Origin of the sequence: Caballeronia sp. ATUFL_F1_KS39 (genome assembly GCF_023630985.1) — a bacterium.
In the GTDB taxonomy this organism is placed as follows: Bacteria; Pseudomonadota; Gammaproteobacteria; order Burkholderiales; family Burkholderiaceae; genus Caballeronia; species Caballeronia zhejiangensis.
Genome location: NZ_JALQDZ010000040.1, coordinates 40,460 through 57,739 on the forward strand (window position 1 = coordinate 40,460; position 17,280 = coordinate 57,739).

12 protein-coding genes are annotated in these 17,280 nt (G+C 60.5%); 6 read left to right on the top strand and 6 right to left on the bottom strand.

Annotation, left to right across the window (positions count from 1 at the left end; translation table 11 throughout):
• Nucleotides 1-31 precede the first annotated feature (31 nt).
• From mctP to NCR93_RS20455, 4 genes are all read right to left on the bottom strand, one after another.
• The gene (gene mctP / locus NCR93_RS20440; protein ID WP_175980636.1) at nucleotides 32-1,513 is read right to left on the bottom strand and encodes a monocarboxylate uptake permease MctP; all 1,482 of its coding nucleotides are present in this window, start codon (nucleotides 1,511-1,513) and stop codon (nucleotides 32-34) included.
• Nucleotides 1,510-1,710, bottom strand: coding sequence for a DUF3311 domain-containing protein (locus NCR93_RS20445; RefSeq protein ID WP_175980638.1), 201 nt, complete (start codon nucleotides 1,708-1,710; stop codon nucleotides 1,510-1,512). The genes mctP and NCR93_RS20445 overlap by 4 nt, the downstream gene beginning before the upstream one ends.
• Nucleotides 1,711-1,967: 257 nt before the next feature.
• Nucleotides 1,968-2,708 carry a tRNA (5-methylaminomethyl-2-thiouridine)(34)-methyltransferase MnmC2 gene (gene mnmC2 / locus NCR93_RS20450; protein ID WP_175980640.1) on the bottom strand — a complete coding sequence of 247 codons (741 nt, stop codon included), beginning with the start codon at nucleotides 2,706-2,708 and terminating at the stop codon, nucleotides 1,968-1,970.
• A gap of 3 nt (nucleotides 2,709-2,711) precedes the next feature.
• Complete coding sequence (locus tag NCR93_RS20455) at nucleotides 2,712-3,419, bottom strand: YceH family protein (protein WP_175980642.1); 708 nt, start codon at nucleotides 3,417-3,419, stop codon at nucleotides 2,712-2,714.
• Nucleotides 3,420-3,852: 433 nt separating this feature from the next.
• Here NCR93_RS20455 and NCR93_RS20460 point away from each other — a divergent pair, with 433 nt between their 5' ends.
• Entirely contained in the window at nucleotides 3,853-5,325 is a 1,473-nt protein-coding gene (locus NCR93_RS20460; protein WP_175980644.1) for a circularly permuted type 2 ATP-grasp protein, read from the top strand.
• Between the two features lie 60 nt (nucleotides 5,326-5,385).
• Complete coding sequence (locus tag NCR93_RS20465) at nucleotides 5,386-6,387, top strand: alpha-E domain-containing protein (RefSeq protein WP_175980646.1); 1,002 nt, start codon at nucleotides 5,386-5,388, stop codon at nucleotides 6,385-6,387.
• 10 nt (nucleotides 6,388-6,397) lie between these two features.
• Here the strand turns inward: NCR93_RS20465 and NCR93_RS20470 are convergent, their stop codons facing one another.
• On the bottom strand, nucleotides 6,398-7,468 hold the full coding sequence (locus tag NCR93_RS20470) for a zinc-binding metallopeptidase family protein (RefSeq protein WP_175980648.1): 1,071 nt from the start codon (nucleotides 7,466-7,468) through the stop codon (nucleotides 6,398-6,400).
• 164 nt (nucleotides 7,469-7,632) lie between these two features.
• On the opposite strand from NCR93_RS20470, the gene NCR93_RS20475 reads away from it, so the two are divergent.
• From NCR93_RS20475 to NCR93_RS20490, 4 genes are all read left to right on the top strand, one after another.
• Complete coding sequence (locus NCR93_RS20475; RefSeq protein WP_175980650.1) at nucleotides 7,633-11,067, top strand: transglutaminase family protein; 3,435 nt, start codon at nucleotides 7,633-7,635, stop codon at nucleotides 11,065-11,067.
• A gap of 37 nt (nucleotides 11,068-11,104) precedes the next feature.
• On the top strand, nucleotides 11,105-13,729 hold the full coding sequence (locus NCR93_RS20480; protein ID WP_175980652.1) for a circularly permuted type 2 ATP-grasp protein: 2,625 nt from the start codon (nucleotides 11,105-11,107) through the stop codon (nucleotides 13,727-13,729).
• A complete protein-coding gene (locus tag NCR93_RS20485) occupies nucleotides 13,726-14,622 on the top strand; it encodes a transglutaminase family protein (protein WP_008347810.1) in 897 nt (298 codons plus the stop codon). Before NCR93_RS20480 ends, NCR93_RS20485 begins: the two co-directional genes overlap by 4 nt.
• A 115-nt stretch (nucleotides 14,623-14,737) precedes the next feature.
• Nucleotides 14,738-15,715, top strand: a complete 978-nt coding sequence (locus tag NCR93_RS20490) for an aldo/keto reductase (protein ID WP_175980654.1) — start codon at nucleotides 14,738-14,740, stop codon at nucleotides 15,713-15,715.
• A gap of 6 nt (nucleotides 15,716-15,721) precedes the next feature.
• Here NCR93_RS20490 and NCR93_RS20495 read toward each other — a convergent pair whose 3' ends face one another.
• Nucleotides 15,722-17,278 carry a phospholipase D family protein gene (locus NCR93_RS20495; protein WP_175980656.1) on the bottom strand — a complete coding sequence of 519 codons (1,557 nt, stop codon included), beginning with the start codon at nucleotides 17,276-17,278 and terminating at the stop codon, nucleotides 15,722-15,724.
• Nucleotides 17,279-17,280 lie beyond the last annotated feature (2 nt).

Here is a 17,280-nt window from a genome sequence, read left to right on the forward strand (position 1 = left end):
AAAGCACCAGGCATCGTTAAAGCGCGAGTTTTTAAGCAGCGGGCACTAGGCTGCGCCGAGTGACGAGCGATACGAGATACGTGACGATGACATTCACGACGAGTGCAATCAGGCCGATATAGACCGGCCACGAAGCATCACCGAGATGGACGACATAAACCGGCTTGAGGCCTTGCGAGATCGCGAGACCGGTGCCCAGCACGATACCGAACAGCCAACCCAGAGATAGGCCGGGCGTGGTCAATCGGCGCGTATAGAGCGTGAACACGATGGCCGGGAATATCTGCAGAATCCATACGCCGCCGAGCAACTGCAGGTCGATCGCATACTGTGTCGGCAGGAACACGATGAATAGCAACGCGCCGAATTTCACGACGAGCGATACGAGCTTCGCCGTCGATGCTTCAGCCGTGGATGACATGTCAGGCGATACGAGTGGACGCCACAAGTTACGGGTGAACAGATTCGCTGCGCCGATCGACATGATCGCCGCCGGCACGAGTGCGCTGATCGCGATAGCCGCAGCCGCGAAGCCCACGAACCACGAGGGAAACAGCGTGCCGAACAACGCCGGCACGACATCCGATGCCGACTTCACATGCACGCCCGCCGCGATCGCCATGTAGCCCAGCAGCGCGATCAAGCCCAGAAGCAGCGTATAGGCTGGCAGGAAGATGGCGTTCTTGCGCACCGTCATCGCGGATGAAGACGAGAGCACCGCCGTCATCGTATGTGGATACATGAATGCGGCGAGCGCGGAGCCGAGCGCGAGCGATGCATAAGCCGTGAATTGTCCCGGCTTGAGAATGATGCCCGTCGGGCCACCTTTCGCCTTGAAGTATTGATCGGCCGAATCGAATACATGCGCGTAACCGCCCAGCTTCAAAGGAATCAGCCATACCGCCGCGATCACGACGATATAGATCATGATGTCCTTCACGAAGGCGATCATCGCGGGGGCGCGCAGGCCGCTCGTATAGGTATAAAGCGCAAGAATCACGAATGCGATGATGAGCGGCAGTTCGCCCGTCACGCCGAGGCCCTTGATGACAACTTGCATGCCGACGAGCTGAAGCGCGATATAGGGCATCGTTGCGACGATGCCCGTGATCGCCACCGCAGCAGGAAACCATTTGCCGCCGTATTCGCCCTGCACGTAATCTGCGCCCGTGATGTGATTTTTCGCATGGGCGATCTTCCACAGCTTGGGCATCACCGCAAACACGAACGGATAGACGATGATCGTATAGGGCAGTGCAAAGAAGCCATACGCGCCGACCGAATACACAAGTGCCGGGACGGCAATCACGGTATAGGCCGTATAGAAATCGCCGCCGACGAGAAACCATGAAATCAATACGCCGAACTGGCGGCCGCCGAGGCCCCATTCGTGAAGCTGTGTGAGATCGCCTCGCTTCCAGCGCGCGGCGAAGAAGCCGACGACGGTCACGAGCACGAAGAACGCGATGAAGATGGTCATCGCGACCGGATCGACTGGCGTGAGATCGTTCATTTCAGGCCCCTGTGCACGATGTAAAGCAGGAGCGAAGTGAGCGGCACCCACAAGAACTGATACCAATAGAAAAACGGAAAGCCCGCGAAGGAAGGCCGTGTGTCGTTATAGAACGGCAGCCAAAGCAGTGCGACGTAGGGTATCAAAAGCGCAACCCCAAGCAATGGGCCACGGGGCGCATCGTTATCGGATTCCAAAGCTATTCTCCTCGTGAATCGGCGCTGATAAGAACTTGCCGGCGCGCGGCCTCCGCGAATGTTCTGCCGATGCGAGTGAGCGCCGCGCCGCGAACGGCTGCGCATTATCCAACTAATTCGCTTTTATTGCCGGATGCCTAAGAGACGGAAAGGGCTTGTGCCAATCGATGCTTACGCAAGGCTTTCCGCGTCCGCCGAATTCGACGAATCGCCGATAGCTTTGGTCATTTCATGCCTTCAAAAAGCGCGATCCATGCTTACGAAGTTATGACGCGCGGAGAACTCGCTCGCATGCCGGCGAGCATCGCGCGCTTGCCGCCGAAGCCTGCAAGCTTGCGATATTCGAATCCGCTTTCGATGAGTGCGCGTTTGACAATGCCCGCGCTGGTGAACGTGGCGAAGGTTGCGTCGTCTTTTGCCATGCGCGCCAGCGAAGCGAATACGGCGGGCGTCCACATGTCCGGATTCTTGGCTGGCGCAAAGCCATCGAGATAGATGGCGTCCGCTGCAACGCCATGATCGGCCAGGCGTGGCAAGAAGTCGGCGGCGTCGCCATAGCCAAGCGTCAACCTGACCGCGCCGGCAACGAACGTTCGCCGATGCACGCCGCCTTCGAGCAGAGGCAATGCGCGAATGAGCGCGTCGGCCAGTGGCGCGATAGCGGCATCGTCGATGATCGCCGCGTGCGCCGCGCGTAGATCGTCTGCGCGGAATGGATGCTTTTCTATCGATACGTATTCGAGCGTCGGCGGCCGATGTGCATCGCCGAGCCACGCGGCCCACGTCGCAAGGAAATTGATGCCCATGCCAAAGCCGGTCTCGAGCACCGTGAAGCGATGCTTGCCGCGCCAGCGCGCGGGCAAGTCATTGCCATCGAGAAAGACATGGCGCGCCTGAGCCAGCGCGCCCGCCGCGCTGTGATAGATGTCGTCGTGACGCGGCGAATACGGGGTTCCGTGACGGAACACGAGCGATGCCGGAATCAGCGGCGCTTCCATCGTTCAGGCATCGGGCGACGATTGATCGAGCGTGATGCCCAGTTCGCTTGCCATTTGCTGAACCATTGCGCGCAATTGCGTGACTTCATGAGCAAGGCGCTTTTGCTCGGACTTCAACGCTTCGAATTCGGAAAGGGAATAAGATTCGCCGCCTTGAGTTTCGCGCGAAGGCAAATCGCTCAAGCTTACTTCGCCGCAAAGCAGATGCATCCAGCGGCTTTCGCGCTCGCCCGGTGTGCGCGGCAGCTTCACAACACGCGGCGGATCATTCGCGGCGAGTTCATCCAGAAAGCTCTCGACCGATGATATATCCGCGAACGAATGCAGCCGCGCACTGTTCGCGCGCAACTCCGCCGCGGTTTGCGGGCCCCGCAGGAATAGCGTGGCAAGTAGCGCGACTGACTGACTCGGCACGCCGAGCACGCGGTTCACGTTATGTTCGAAGCGCGGCACACGGCTGCTGCTGCCTTCGATGACGAGACTCAGGCGTTTAAGGCCATCGATCGTCGTCAGCACTTCGTCCTCGCTTACGCTCATCACCGGGGCGCGTGCGGTCTTCTGATTGCATCCCGCGGTTAGGGAATTCAACGAAAGAGGATAGGTGTCAGGCACGGTATGCTGTTTCTCGACGAGCACGCCGAGCACGCGGGCTTCAAGCGGCGTGAGTTCGCGCAGTGCGGGACGGGGTGTTGCTTCAGAGGGCGTGTTCATAAGCGTGATTGACGTGCAGTAAGACGCCTATCATACCGGCGCCGTAGGAAGCTTCTGTCATTCGCGCACCTCGATGCAGCATGAAGTTTATCCAACGCACGTGCATTGTCCGGCAGCGATGCGCTGTTTTGGTGCAAAAGATCGCGACGACGGCGTATTCGAAGCGTGCTTTATATAAGGAGGCGAACCGCATTAATCATTGGCATCGAAGTTGCTTTTTCTGCATCGGCACTGGGCTGCCCGCGCAATCGATGCTTCACACAGCAATGGTGTGACGGATAAGTGAGCATCGCGCTTCGAGGTCGCCTATCGACGTACCATGCGGCCGGGTACGTCGCGTCTTTCGGGCTCTTCAAGCGTTTGCGAGTGCAACCAGGAATACGAGCGAAGGGGAATCGACGCCCCGGCATGCACTTCATTTGGAAGACCGGCTATGACGCAAGCATTCTTCAACGAGATGTTCGAGCGCAGCGATCTGGAGGCGCGCGGGTTGCCGGCGGTGGCATTTCGCGGCGTGGGTGATCCACGCTCGCATTACCGCGATTTCATGGCCTGGCTTTCCGCTCAAAGCGAGCAGCAGATCGATCTCAAACGCGCCGAAGCGGATCTCAACTTCAGGCGTGTCGGCATAACCTTCGCGGTCTACGGAACGAGCGATCTGCCCGGCATCATTCCGGAGCGCACGATTCCATTCGATGTCATTCCGCGCATCTTCCCCGCCGATGAATGGCGCGCGTTGGAGCGCGGCCTGCGGCAGCGCGTGAACGCGCTCAACCGCTTCATCCACGATATCTATCATCAGCAGGACATCATTCGCGCGGGCATCATTCCCGAGGCGCAGATACTCGGCAACGCTCAATATCGTCCCGAGATGCGTGGCGTCGATGTTGCGCGCGATATTTACGCGCACATCGCGGGCATCGATATCGTGCGAGCCGGGCAGGGTGAGTTTTATGTGCTCGAAGATAACTTGCGCGTGCCATCGGGCGTTTCGTACATGCTCGAAAACCGCAAGATGATGATGCGGCTATTTCCCGATCTATTCGCGCGCAATCGCGTGGCGCCGGTGGCGCACTATCCGGACTTGCTGCTCGATACCTTGCGCGCGGCCGCGCCCGCGGCAGTCGAAAATCCGACCATCGTCGTGATGACACCGGGGATGTATAACTCGGCTTATTTCGAGCACGCGTTTCTGGCGCAGCAGATGGGTGTCGAACTCGTCGAAGGGCAGGATCTCTTTGTCGGGAACGATTATCTGTATATGCGTACGACACAAGGGCCGCAGCGCGTCGACGTGATCTATCGCCGCATCGACGATGACTTTCTCGACCCGCTCGTGTTCCGGCCGGATTCCGCGCTCGGCGTGCCCGGTTTGATCGGTGCATACCGCGCGGGTAACGTCTCGTTATGCAACGCGGTGGGGACGGGCATCGCGGACGATAAATCGATCTATCCGTATGTGCCGGACATGGTGCGCTTTTATCTCGGCGAAGAGCCGATTCTCAACAATGTGCCGACGTGGATGTGCCGCAAGCCAGATGATCTGAAGTATGTGCTCGACCATCTTCCCGAACTCGTCGTAAAGGAGACGCATGGCGCGGGCGGTTACGGCATGCTGGTCGGCCCGGCTTCGACCGCGGCGCAGATTGCCGAGTTTCGTGCTGTGCTCGAAGCGCATCCGGAGAAGTACATCGCGCAGCCGACGCTCGCACTTTCCACCTGTCCGACATATGTGGAGACAGGAATCGCGCCGCGTCACATCGATCTGCGTCCGTTCGTGCTATCGGGCACTGAAGTGCGAATGGTGCCGGGAGGCCTGACGCGGGTTGCATTGCGGGAAGGTTCGCTCGTCGTGAATTCATCGCAAGGCGGTGGCACAAAAGATACGTGGGTACTCGAGCGCTGAGGTCAGTCATAAATAAAGCGCTGCGTCACCAAAGACAACGACAAACAACCGGGATCACCCATGCTGAGCCGTACCGCGGATCATCTCTTCTGGATGGCGCGCTATACCGAACGCGCCGAAAACACCGCCCGGATGCTCGATGCGAACTATCAGCTCTCGCTTTTGCCGCAGTCCGATGAGTATGCGGAACTGGGATGGCGCGCGATGTTGTCGATATCGGAATTGAGCGGAATTTATTCAGCCGCGCATCACGGCATGAAAAGCCGCGACGTGATCGACTTCATGGCCCGCGATCTGTCGAATCCTTCGTCCATCGTCAGTTGTTTGCGTGCTGCACGCGAAAATGCGCGGGCCGTGCGCAGTTCGACCAACAGCGAGTTATGGGAATCGCTCAACACGACGTGGCTCGACTGTCAGCGCATGCTTGCCGACGGCATTCTCGAGCGCGAACCCTATACGTTCTTCGAATGGGTGAAGTTCCGCTCGCATCTTTCGCGCGGCGTGCAGCTCGGCACGCTCGTAAAGGACGATGCGTTCTATTTCATGCGTCTCGGCACTTTCATCGAACGGGCGGACAATACAGCGCGCATTCTCGACGTCAAGTTTGAAATGATGGAACAGCGCGCGGATACTTCCGCACAGCCGTTCGATTATCACCATTGGGTGGCGGTGCTCGGTTCGGTATCGGGTTTTGAGGTGTATCGCCGCGTTTATCGCGATGTCATTACGCCCGAACGCGTGGCGGGGCTGCTGATTCTTTATGGCGACTGGCCGCGTTCCCTTGCAGCGAGCATCGCAGAAGTGGAGCAGTTGATCGGCCACGTGACGAAAGGGCGGGATACGGAAGCGGCGAGGCTCGCCGCGCAATTGAGTTCGGAACTGAAGAACGGGCGCATCGTCGACATCCTGAAAGGCGGATTGCACGCTTATCTCGTGGATTTCCTCGCGCGCGTGAACGATCTCGCAGGCCGTGTGAGCCGCGACTTTCTGTTGCCGATCGCGCCGGAACCGCCGATGCAATCGCAAACGCAGTCGCAGTCGCAGTCGCAAAGCAAAGGCTGAGCGCGTGCGTTCAGCGCTTGGCCGCCGCCGCGACGACACGATGCACGAAGCGGAGCTTGTCGATGACAGGCGGCGCGAGCGTGAACGGATAGCCGTCGGGCATGCCGAGACTGCGATTCAGGCTATTCAGGACATAAGTGAGTGGAAACCAGCGTTTCATGAGGTTATCAAACGTGGTTTCGTCGACGGGCGTCTGATCGGTAAGCGTCGGCTCGTGCGGACTATCGGGCACGAGCACGAGGCCGCACGATACGGCGGTATCGAGCGTGTCGACGATATGCAGATAATGCGCCCAGGTCTCCGCCCAGTCTTCCCACGGATGCATCGTGGCGTAGGCACTGATGAAGTTGTCTTCCCATTGAGCGGGCGGACCTTCCTGGTAATGGCGGTCGAGTGCGGCGGCGTAGTCGGCTTGTTCGTCGCCGAATGCAGTGCGAAACGGTGCGATGCGAGCGGTGTCCGCGATCAGGCGATCAAAGAAGTAGTGCCCGGATTCATGACGGAAATGACCGAGCAAGGTGCGATACGGCTCGTGAAGCGCAGAGCGCGTTTTCTCGCGATGAGCATCGTCAGCTTCAGCGATGTTGAGCGTGATGATGCCGTTGTTATGGCCCGTCATTACGCCATGGCCTTGCGCATCGGCTTCGAGAAACTGGAATTCGAGGCCGCGCTCGGGATCTTCCTGACGCGACTTCACGGGCAGGCCCAACTCGGAAAACGTGTACAGCAGGCGGCGCTTCGCGGCTTCGATGCGATACCAGTAGACGCGGTTTTCCGGATTCGAGAGGTTGGGAATGGTGCTCGTCAATTGGCACGAGCAGCACAGCGGGTCGGTCGGATCGACGTCGGGCGCAGGAACGACCCAGTTGCAGACATTTTCGACCACGTAGTTATGGCACGGCCGATAGAGGAGATCTTTGGCGAGCGGATGCAGGCTGCGCCAGCGACCGTCCCCGTTTTCTTCGAAGGCGCTGATCTGACTGATCTCGGGCACATAGCCGAGCCGCGCGCCGCAGTTTTCGCAATGCGTGTTCTCGAAGAACACGAGCTGGTTGCAGCGATTGCAGTGAAAGGTCTTCATCGTGTGGTCGGCGGAAGTGTTATTGCGCGAGGTTCGGTGTGCGCGCTATCGGCGAAGCAGTCGCAAACATCGTGCCGTAGTCAGAACGTTTTTTCCATGACAAGCAGAAAAACGCGTTGCAGCGCGCTTGTGTGCGCGGCGTCAATTGAGCAAAGGAGTCCGGTGTGTCCATTCGTGTCGCGTTGAACCATGTCACGCACTATCGCTATGACCGGCTCGTCGGTCTTTCGCCGCAAGTCGTGCGCTTGCGGCCTGCGCCCCATTGCCGGACGCCGATCGTGTCGTATTCGATGCGTGTCGAGCCAGAGGATCATTTCATCAACTGGCAGCAGGACGCGTTCGCGAACTATCAGGCGCGACTGGTTTTCCCCGAGAAAACGCGCGAATTCAAGGTAACGGTCGATCTCGTTGCGGAAATGGCCGTCTATAACCCGTTCGACTTTTTTCTCGAACCGGCCGCCGAAAAGTTTCCATTCAGCTATGCGCCAGAATTGCTGCATGATCTCGCGCCTTACATGGTCAAGCGTGAGCCGACTCCGCGCTTTGCCGCATTTGTCGAAAGTATCGATCGCTCCCCGCGCGCGACGATCGATTTTCTCGTCGAATTGAATCAAAGGCTATCCCACGAGATTCGCTATCTGATCCGCATGGAGCCGGGCGTGCAGACGCCCGAGGAAACGCTTGAAAGCGCGGCGGGTTCGTGCCGGGATTCCGGCTGGCTGCTCGTGGAAACGCTGCGTCATCTCGGGCTGGCGGCGCGTTTCGTGTCGGGCTATCTGTTGCAGCTCGCACCGGATACCAAATCGCTCGATGGCCCGAGCGGCACCGAAGTGGACTTCACCGACCTGCATGCGTGGTGCGAAGTGTTCCTGCCTGGAGCGGGCTGGATAGGCTTCGATCCTACTTCCGGCCTGCTCGCCGGCGAAGGACATATTCCGGTCGCGTGCACGCCGGAGCCGGACAGTGCGGCACCGGTCTCTGGCGCGATTGACAAATGCGAAGTCGAATTCGTTCATGCGATGTCGATAGAGCGCGTGCTCGAAACGCCGCGCGTGACGAAGCCTTATAGCGAGGAAGACTGGAACGCGGTGCTGCGTATGGGCGAGCAGGTGGATGCGCGATTGAATGCATCCGATGTGCGCCTCACCATGGGTGGCGAGCCGACTTATGTTTCGGTTCGCGATCGCGATGAACCGGAATGGAACACCGATGCGCTGGGCCCGACGAAGCGCGCCTACGCCGTTTCGCTGATGGACAAGCTGCGCGCGCAGTACGGCGCGGGCGGCTTCCTGCACATCGGACAGGGCAAGTGGTATCCGGGCGAGCAATTGCCGCGCTGGGCGCTGTCGCTCTTCTGGCGCGCGGATGGCGAACCGTGCTGGCACGATCCGTCGCTTTTTGCGGACGAGCGGCAGCCCGCGTCTTACACATCGGATGACGCCGCGCGCTTCATTCGTCATCTCGCTGGCAAGTTGTCTTTGGATTCAAAATACATTCAACCCGCCTACGAGGATACGTGGTACTACCTGTGGCGCGAACGCCGCTTGCCGGTGAACGTCGATCCCTTCGACTCGCGTCTGGACGACGAACTCGAGCGCGCCCGGCTGCGGCGTGTGTTCGATGCAGGACTTCCGTCGATTACGGGCTACGCGCTGCCGATTTCGCGCGAAGACGCCCCCACGATGCAGCCGGGCCGCTGGACCAGCGGTCCGTGGTTCTTCCGCGACGAGCGCATGTACCTGATTCCGGGCGATTCGCCGATGGGCTACCGTTTGCCGCTCGACTCGCTGCCGTGGGTTTCGGAAGGCGATTATCCGTGGCAGCACGCGCACGATCCGTTCGCGCCGTCGACGCCATTGCGCACCGCGACTGAATTACGCATGCAATATGCGGATTTGGATAATGAATCGCGCATGCAAAATGCCGATGCGGTCGGAACGCGGCATGCAATGGCAACGGGTCCGTCGCGGGAGCGCGTCCCGCAACGCGGCGAGTCGGCTGGCTGGATCGCGCGGACCGCTGTGTGCGTGGAAGCGCGTGACCCCGCGCGCGCGGCCGGTCCGAAAGCGGAAGCCGACGCCCTCGAAAAGCTCGGCAACGGCAACAAGCTGATGCATGTCTTCATGCCGCCGCTCACCGAACTCGACGACTATCTCGATCTGCTTGCGGCCATCGAAGCCACGGCTTCCGATCTGAAGATTCCGGTCATTGTCGAAGGCTATCCGCCGCCGCGCGATGCGCGTCTCAAGATGCTCCAGGTGACGCCGGATCCGGGCGTGATCGAGGTGAACATTCATCCGGCTGCGAACTGGAACGATCTTGTCGAACACACGGAGTTCTTGTACAACGCGGCGCACGAGTCGTATTTAAGCCCCGAGAAATTCATGCTCGATGGCCGGCACACCGGCACCGGCGGCGGCAATCACTTCGTGCTTGGCGGTGCGACACCCGCCGACAGTCCATTCCTTCGTCGCCCCGATCTGCTTGCGAGCCTGATCGCGTACTGGCATAACCATCCATCGCTGTCGATGCTGTTTTCAGGGCTTTTTATCGGTCCGACGAGTCAGGCGCCGCGCGTCGACGAAGCACGCAACGATCAGGTCTATGAACTCGAGATCGCGTTCGCCGAACTGCAAAGACAACTCGACATGCTCGGCGGACGCGGCAATGCCACTGTGCCGCCGTGGCTTATCGACCGCATTTTGCGCAACATCCTGATCGACGTAACGGGCAACACGCACCGCGCGGAGTTTTGCATCGACAAGCTGTATTCGCCCGACGGACCCACTGGCCGGCTCGGCCTGCTCGAACTGCGCGGCTTCGAAATGCCGCCGCACGCGCGCATGAGTCTCGTGCAACAACTGTTGTTGCGCGCGCTCGTTGCACGATTTTGGAACGCGCCCTATACCGCGCGACTCACGCGCTGGGGCACCGAACTGCATGACCGGTTCATGCTCGGCACTTTCGTGCAAATGGATTTCGACGACGTGCTCAGCGAGTTGCGCGAAGCGGGCTTCGCATTCGAGCGAAGCTGGTTCGCGCCGCATTTCGAGTTCCGCTTCCCACTCGTCGGCGCATACGATACGAACGGCATCGCGCTCACGATCCGCAATGCACTCGAACCGTGGCACGTCATGGGCGAAGAGGGCGCGATCGGCGGCACGGTGCGTTTCGTCGATTCATCCGTCGAACGTCTCGAAGTGCGCGTGCTCGGCCTGAATGGCAATCGGCATGTCGTAACTGTCAATGGCGAGACGCTGCCGCTGCAACCTACAGGGCGCGTAAGCGAATACGTGGCCGGCGTGCGCTTTCGCGCGTGGTCGCAAGCCGCATCCCTGCATCCGACCATCGACGTACATGCGCCGCTTACCTTCGATATCGTCGATACATGGACCGGACGCGCGATCGGCGGATGTCAGTACCACGTCGCGCATCCGGGCGGACGCAACTATCAAACCTTCCCGGTCAACGCCTATGAAGCCGAAAGCCGCAGGCGCGCACGCTTCTTCGCGACAGGACACACGCCCGGTGCGATGCATGTCGAAGCCCGCGAACGCAGCCTCGAATTCCCGTTCACGCTCGACCTGCGCTATCGTTGAAGTGCAATCATCATTCGAATAAAGAACAGAGACGACATTGGCCTATCAATCGACCTTGCCTTTCGACATCGCCTCGGCCCGCATCGATGCGCTCGCGCTGCTGCGCACGCTGCCCGCGCGCGAAGGGCATTGGGACGAATTGCGCGACGCGGCAGGCCAGTTGCGTGAGCCCTGGCGTCAGTTTTTCGAATTGCTCGGCGAGCAGGGCATCGAGCGGCTCGACGATGGCGTCGCCGCCGTCGCGCAGCAGGTGCGCGACAACGACATCACGTACAACGTGTATGCCGATAACGGCAAGCCGCGTGCGTGGTCGCTCGATCTCCTGCCGCTCATCATCGATGAAGAAGAGTGGGCGCTGATCGAGCGCGGCGTTGCGCAACGCGCGCGCTTGATGGAAGCGATCGTCGCGGATGTCTATGGTCCGCAGACATTGCTGCATCGCGGCCTGCTGCCGGGCGCGCTCGTCTTCGGGCATCCCGGCTACTTGCGCGCGGTGAAGGGTTTCATGCCGCCGTGCGGCCGCTTTCTGCAGATCGTCGCTGTCGATCTCGCGCGCGCGCCATCCGGCTCGTGGACGGTCATCGCGCATCGCACCGAAGTGCCTTCCGGTTTGGGTTATGCGCTCGAAAACAGATTGATCGTCTCGAGCCTCTTCGCCGATCCCTTTCGCGCGATGCATGTGAGCCGTCTCGCGGCGACCTATTCGCAACTCATCGCGACGATCGCGCAAGCGGCTCGCGCGACGATGCACGATGACGACGACGGCCGCAGCGATGCATCGAACGATGCGCCGCATATCGCGTTGCTGAGTCCCGGCCCATTCAGCGAGACTTACTTCGAGCATGTGTTTCTCGCGCGATATCTGGGCGTGACGCTCGTCGAAGGCAAGGACCTCACGGTGCGGCACGACAAGCTCTATCTGAAGACGCTTGCCGGCCTGTCGCGCGTGCACGCAGTGATACGGCGTCTTGACGATGCATTCTGCGATCCCGTCGAATTGCGCGCGGACTCCACCATCGGCGTGCCCGGCTTGCTGCAGGTCATGCGTGCGGGCAATGTGATGGTGTCGAACGTGCCGGGCGCGGGCTTCACGGAATCCCCCGCGCTCAACGCGTTTTTGCCGGGCATTGCGCAAGCCTTGCTGGATGAAACTCTGGAATTGCCGACGGTGCCGACATGGTGGTGCGGCGAAGAAGCCGCGCGGTCCGAAGTATTCGAGCGCCTTGATCACGCGCTCATCGCGCCGACATGGCCTGGCGCGCAGGCCGATCACGCACCGGGCATCGATGCGGGCGTGCAGGCGCTTTCGGCATGGCGCGAACGCATCGAACGCGCGCCGGATGTCTTCACGGTGCAGGAGAATCTGCCGTTCTCCACGGCGCCGCGCTTTCATGATGGCGCGCTCGGCTCGCGTCCATGCGTGCTGCGCGCCTATGCGATCGCCAACATCGACGGAAGCTGGAGCGTGATGCCAGGCGGCTTCACGCGGCTCGCGGCCGACAAGCGCGCGACCGTGTCCATGCAGTTCGGCGGCAGCAGCGTCGATACATGGGTGATGTCGAGCCAGCCCGGCAGCGCCGTGTCGTTGCAACCGACGCCGATGAAGCCGGGCGAGCTGCGCAAGCATCGGATCGTGTCGAGCCGAGCCGCGGAGAATCTTTTCTGGGCGGGTCGTTATGGCGAGCGCGCGGAAAACAACGTGCGCTTGTGCCGCCTTCTGCTCGGCATGCTCGATGGCAACGATGCTGAAGAACTCTTTCCGACGCTCACTGAACTCGCATCGCAATGCGGACTCATCCCATCGGGCGAAACGCTCGCGCGCAGCACGCCGCAAGCGTTCGAACGTGTGCTCGTCGCGGGCTTGCCGGAATCGAGCAAAGCGACGAGCATCGGCGACAATCTCGCGGATCAGGCGCGCGCATGTGGCGAAATTCGCGACCGGCTTTCGACGGACCACTGGCGCACGATCCTCGCATCGCGCAACGACTTTCGTGATGCGCTCGCGCGTCTCTCGCCGAGCGATAAGGCAGATGAAGGCACGGTTCGCATCGGCCGCGATTACGATCGCGTGATGCTTGCAGGCGCGCTCGAACATCTTGCGACGCAATTGTCCGCAATCAGCGGCGCGCAAGGCGATCGCATGACGCGTGATGAAGCATGGCGGCTGCTCTTCATCGGAAGACATATCGAACGCGTATCGACGATGGCTACGATCCTGCATGTCGTCGCCGAGCGGGGCACGCTCGCGTCGCCCGCGGGCTTCGATCTTCTCTTGCAACTCTTCGACAGCACGCTCACGTATCGCTCGCTTTATCCGGGAAGACTCGAAGTGCCGGCGTTGATCGATCTCATCGTCGTCGATCAAACCAATCCGCGCGGACTCTATGGGGTGTACTCGCGCTTGCGCACGAAGCTCGATGAGATCGCTGCCGCAGCCGGTGGCGCACGCCGCGCACAAGCGACACGTTTCGCTGATCTTCTCGTTCACGCCGATGCGTTGCCCGATCTCACCGCGCTTTGCGAAACGCGGGCCGATGGCCGTCACGATGCGCTGATCGCGGTATGCGACCGGCTCGTTGCGTCGGTCAGCGCGGCATCGAACGAAGTCAGCGCGCGCTACTTCAGTCACGCGAATACGCTTGCCGCACAGGTGTCGTCATGAGCCTTGGCCTGAACGATACCGTGCTCGCGGTCACGCATCGGACCACCTATCGATACTCGACGCCCGTCGAAATCGCGCAGCACCTAGCGACGATCCGTCCGCTGCATTGCCCCTGGCAGCAGGTTATCTCGCATACCGAGCGCATCGATCCGGTACCGTCTTATGTGCATAGCCGCGTCGATGCATTCGGCAATGACGTGTTGTACTTCTCGCTCGATGCGCCGCACGAACGGCTTTCGATGACGAGCGAAACCACGGTCCGGCTTACGCCGCGCTGGGATGCGCTCGATGCCGAAGCGACGCCGCCTTGGGAAGATGTCGCGGATCGCTTGCGCTACAGCGCGAGTGGTTCGTTCTATCCGGAAAGCGAATTCTGTTATGCGTCGCCCAATATCTCGCTCGATCATGCATTGCGCGCGTATGCGCAAGCGAGCTTCGATAAGGGCACGCCGCTCGTCGCGGGCGCCATCGATCTGATGCATCGCATTCATGCGGACTTCGACTACAAACCGTCTGCGACTGCGTTCGATACGCCCGCATCGCGTGCGTTCGAATTGCGTCATGGCGTGTGTCAGGACTTCTCGCAAGTGATGATCGGCTGCCTGCGTGCGCTTGGATTGCCTGCTCGTTATGTGAGCGGCTATCTGCGCAACGATCCGCCGCCGGGGCACCCGAGGTTGATCGGCGCCGATGCTTCGCATGCGTGGGTGTCGGTGCATTGTCCGCAAAGCGGATGGATCGACCTCGATCCGACCAATGATGTGCTCGCGGACCTCGACCATGTGACGCTCGCGACGGGGCGCGATTACAGCGATGTGTCGTTGCTGCGCGGGATGATTCTCGGCGGAGGCGCGCACCATGTGGATGTGGCGGTGAATGTGCTGGCGTTGTAAGGTGCATGTCCATGCAAAGAAAGCACGCGATCCCATACTGCGTTAATGTTTAGGGCTTTCGTCGCCATGCGCAGGCTTTAGCGCATGCCTTTCGCTTTGCAAGGAGATTCGCACGATGGAATACGTGAAACTGGGCTCGACCGGTCTCGAGGTGTCGCGGCTCTGTCTTGGTTGCATGACCTACGGCGCGCCCGATCGTGGCACGCATCCCTGGACGCTCGATGAGGAAAAGAGCCGTCCGCTCATCAAGGAAGCATTGGACGCGGGCATCAATTTCTTCGACACGGCCAATACTTACTCGGACGGCACGTCGGAGGAAATCGTCGGACGTGCGCTGCGCGATTTCACGAAGCGCGACGACATCGTCATCGCGACGAAGGTATTCAATCGCATGCGTCCCGGTCCGAATGGCGCGGGGCTCTCGCGCAAGGCGATCTTCAACGAAATCGATAACAGCCTGAAGCGGCTCGGGACCGATTACGTCGATCTCTATCAGATTCATCGATGGGATTACACGACGCCGATCGAGGAAACGCTCGAAGCACTGCATGATGTCGTGAAGGCGGGCAAGGCGCGTTATATCGGCGCATCGTCGATGTATGCGTGGCAGTTCAGCAAAGCGCTCTATACCTCTCGCGCGAACGGATGGACCGAGTTCAAAACGATGCAGAATCATTTGAATCTGCTGTATCGCGAGGAAGAGCGCGAGATGATGCCGCTTTGCAGGGATCAGGGCATCGGCGTGTTGCCCTGGAGCCCGCTTGCGCGCGGCCGTCTCACGCGCGAATGGGACGCGACGAGCGCGCGTCAGGAATCGGATACCTTCGGCAGCACGCTGTATCGCACCGACGATGCCGATCGCGCGGTCGTCGAAGCCGTGGCTGCAGTCGCGAAGGCGCGCGGCGTGCCGCGTGCGCAAGTGGCGCTCGCGTGGGTTGCGCAGAAGGCGCCAGTGAGCGCGCCGATCATCGGTGCATCGAAACCGGGACATGTGAGCGATGCGGTCGCGGCCTTATCGCTGAATCTCACGGCGGACGAGATCGCGCAACTCGAAGCACCGTATGTGCCGCATGCCGTGTCCGGTTTCAAATGACGCGACTCATAACTGCGATTCGATCGGCAAGATCCCGAGCATCCAGATCCCTGCGCGTTTGAGCGCGGACACGTCCGGCTCGCTATCGAGTTCGGTCGTGTTGCCGTTTGCGTCGGTGTCGATCCACACCATGCGTTTGCTGCCGTTGCCGTCATCGTGCAATTCGACGCGCCACGCAATGTGATCGATGTTCGTGCCGATGCCGTCAGCCACATACTCGGCCGCATCCGCGCTTTCGCAATAGACGCCGATTTCCGTGTTCAACTCAACGGAACGCGGATCGAGATTCATCGAGCCGATGAAGATGCGCTTGCGATCAAACACATATGTCTTCGCATGGAGCGACGCCTTCGACGATCCGAATGTCGTTTTCTTCGCGGTCTTGTCGGCGTCGCTCGATGCAACGGGCTTCAGCTCATATAGCCTCACGCCGGCTTCGAGCATATCCTTTCGATAGCGCTGATAGCCCGCATGCACCGCGGCGACATCGGTGGCGGCGAGAGAATTCGTGAGCACGGTGACACGCACGCCACGCGATGTCATCGATTGCAGCCATCGCACGCCTTCCTTGCGCGGGACGAAGTATGGCGACACGATCAGCATTTCCTGCGCGGGTTCGAAATCCAACGCCTTGAATTGCGACATCAGATGGCCTTCGCTGTCGCCGGGCGCGCGCGTGATCTTTGCGGGATCGTCATACAGAAGCGTGGCCTTGCCCCACGAAAAAGCCGTGTCGTGCGCCTCGATAACTTTGGTGTAACGCTCGCGAACCTGCGCGACATAGGGCGAACTCTGTTCCGACAACAAATACGTGTCGAGCTTCTGGCGATAACCGGCGAGCGCGCCGGGGTCGGCGTGACGTCGCATCAGGTTATCGATCGGATAGGCTGCATCCGAGTTCCAGTACAGGTCGAATGCGCTCGATACGTCGCGCACGACGGGGCCATGCACGAGCACATCGAGATCGCCGAACGCGACCGTGCTCGACGCGCCGAAGTATTCGTCGCCGATATTGCGTCCGCCGAGAATCGCGGCCTGGTTATCGGCGATGAGCGCCTTGTTATGCATCCGCCGATTCACGCGAAAGAACTCGACGGCGGAGCCTAGCTTCTTGAACGTGCGATTCGATACGGGATTGAAAAGCCGCACCTGCACGTTCGGATGCGAAGCGAGCGCGAGCAGGAACTGATCGTCCGCATTGGTGCCGAGGTCGTCGAGCAGGAGGCGCACGCGCACGCCGCGATCGGCGGCGCGCATGATCGATGCGGCTATTTCGCGGCCAGTCAGATCGTCGTGCCAGATGTAGTACTGGAGGTCGAGCGTGCGCTCCGCGGCTTCACTCAGAATCACGCGCGCGATGAGCGCGTCCATGCCGTTCGCTAGCAAATGAAACGCATTGTCGCCGGGATGCGCCGCTTCGCTCGCTGCGAAGGTCGTGCCGAGGCGCGTGTTCGCGGTGTCGGCCAGTGCATGCGTTTGCACGCGTCCTGTCTGCGGCGGAAGGCTCGCGCATGCGCTCATCAACAGTGTCAAAGCAAAGGCGATCCAAGTGCGAAGTTTCATTG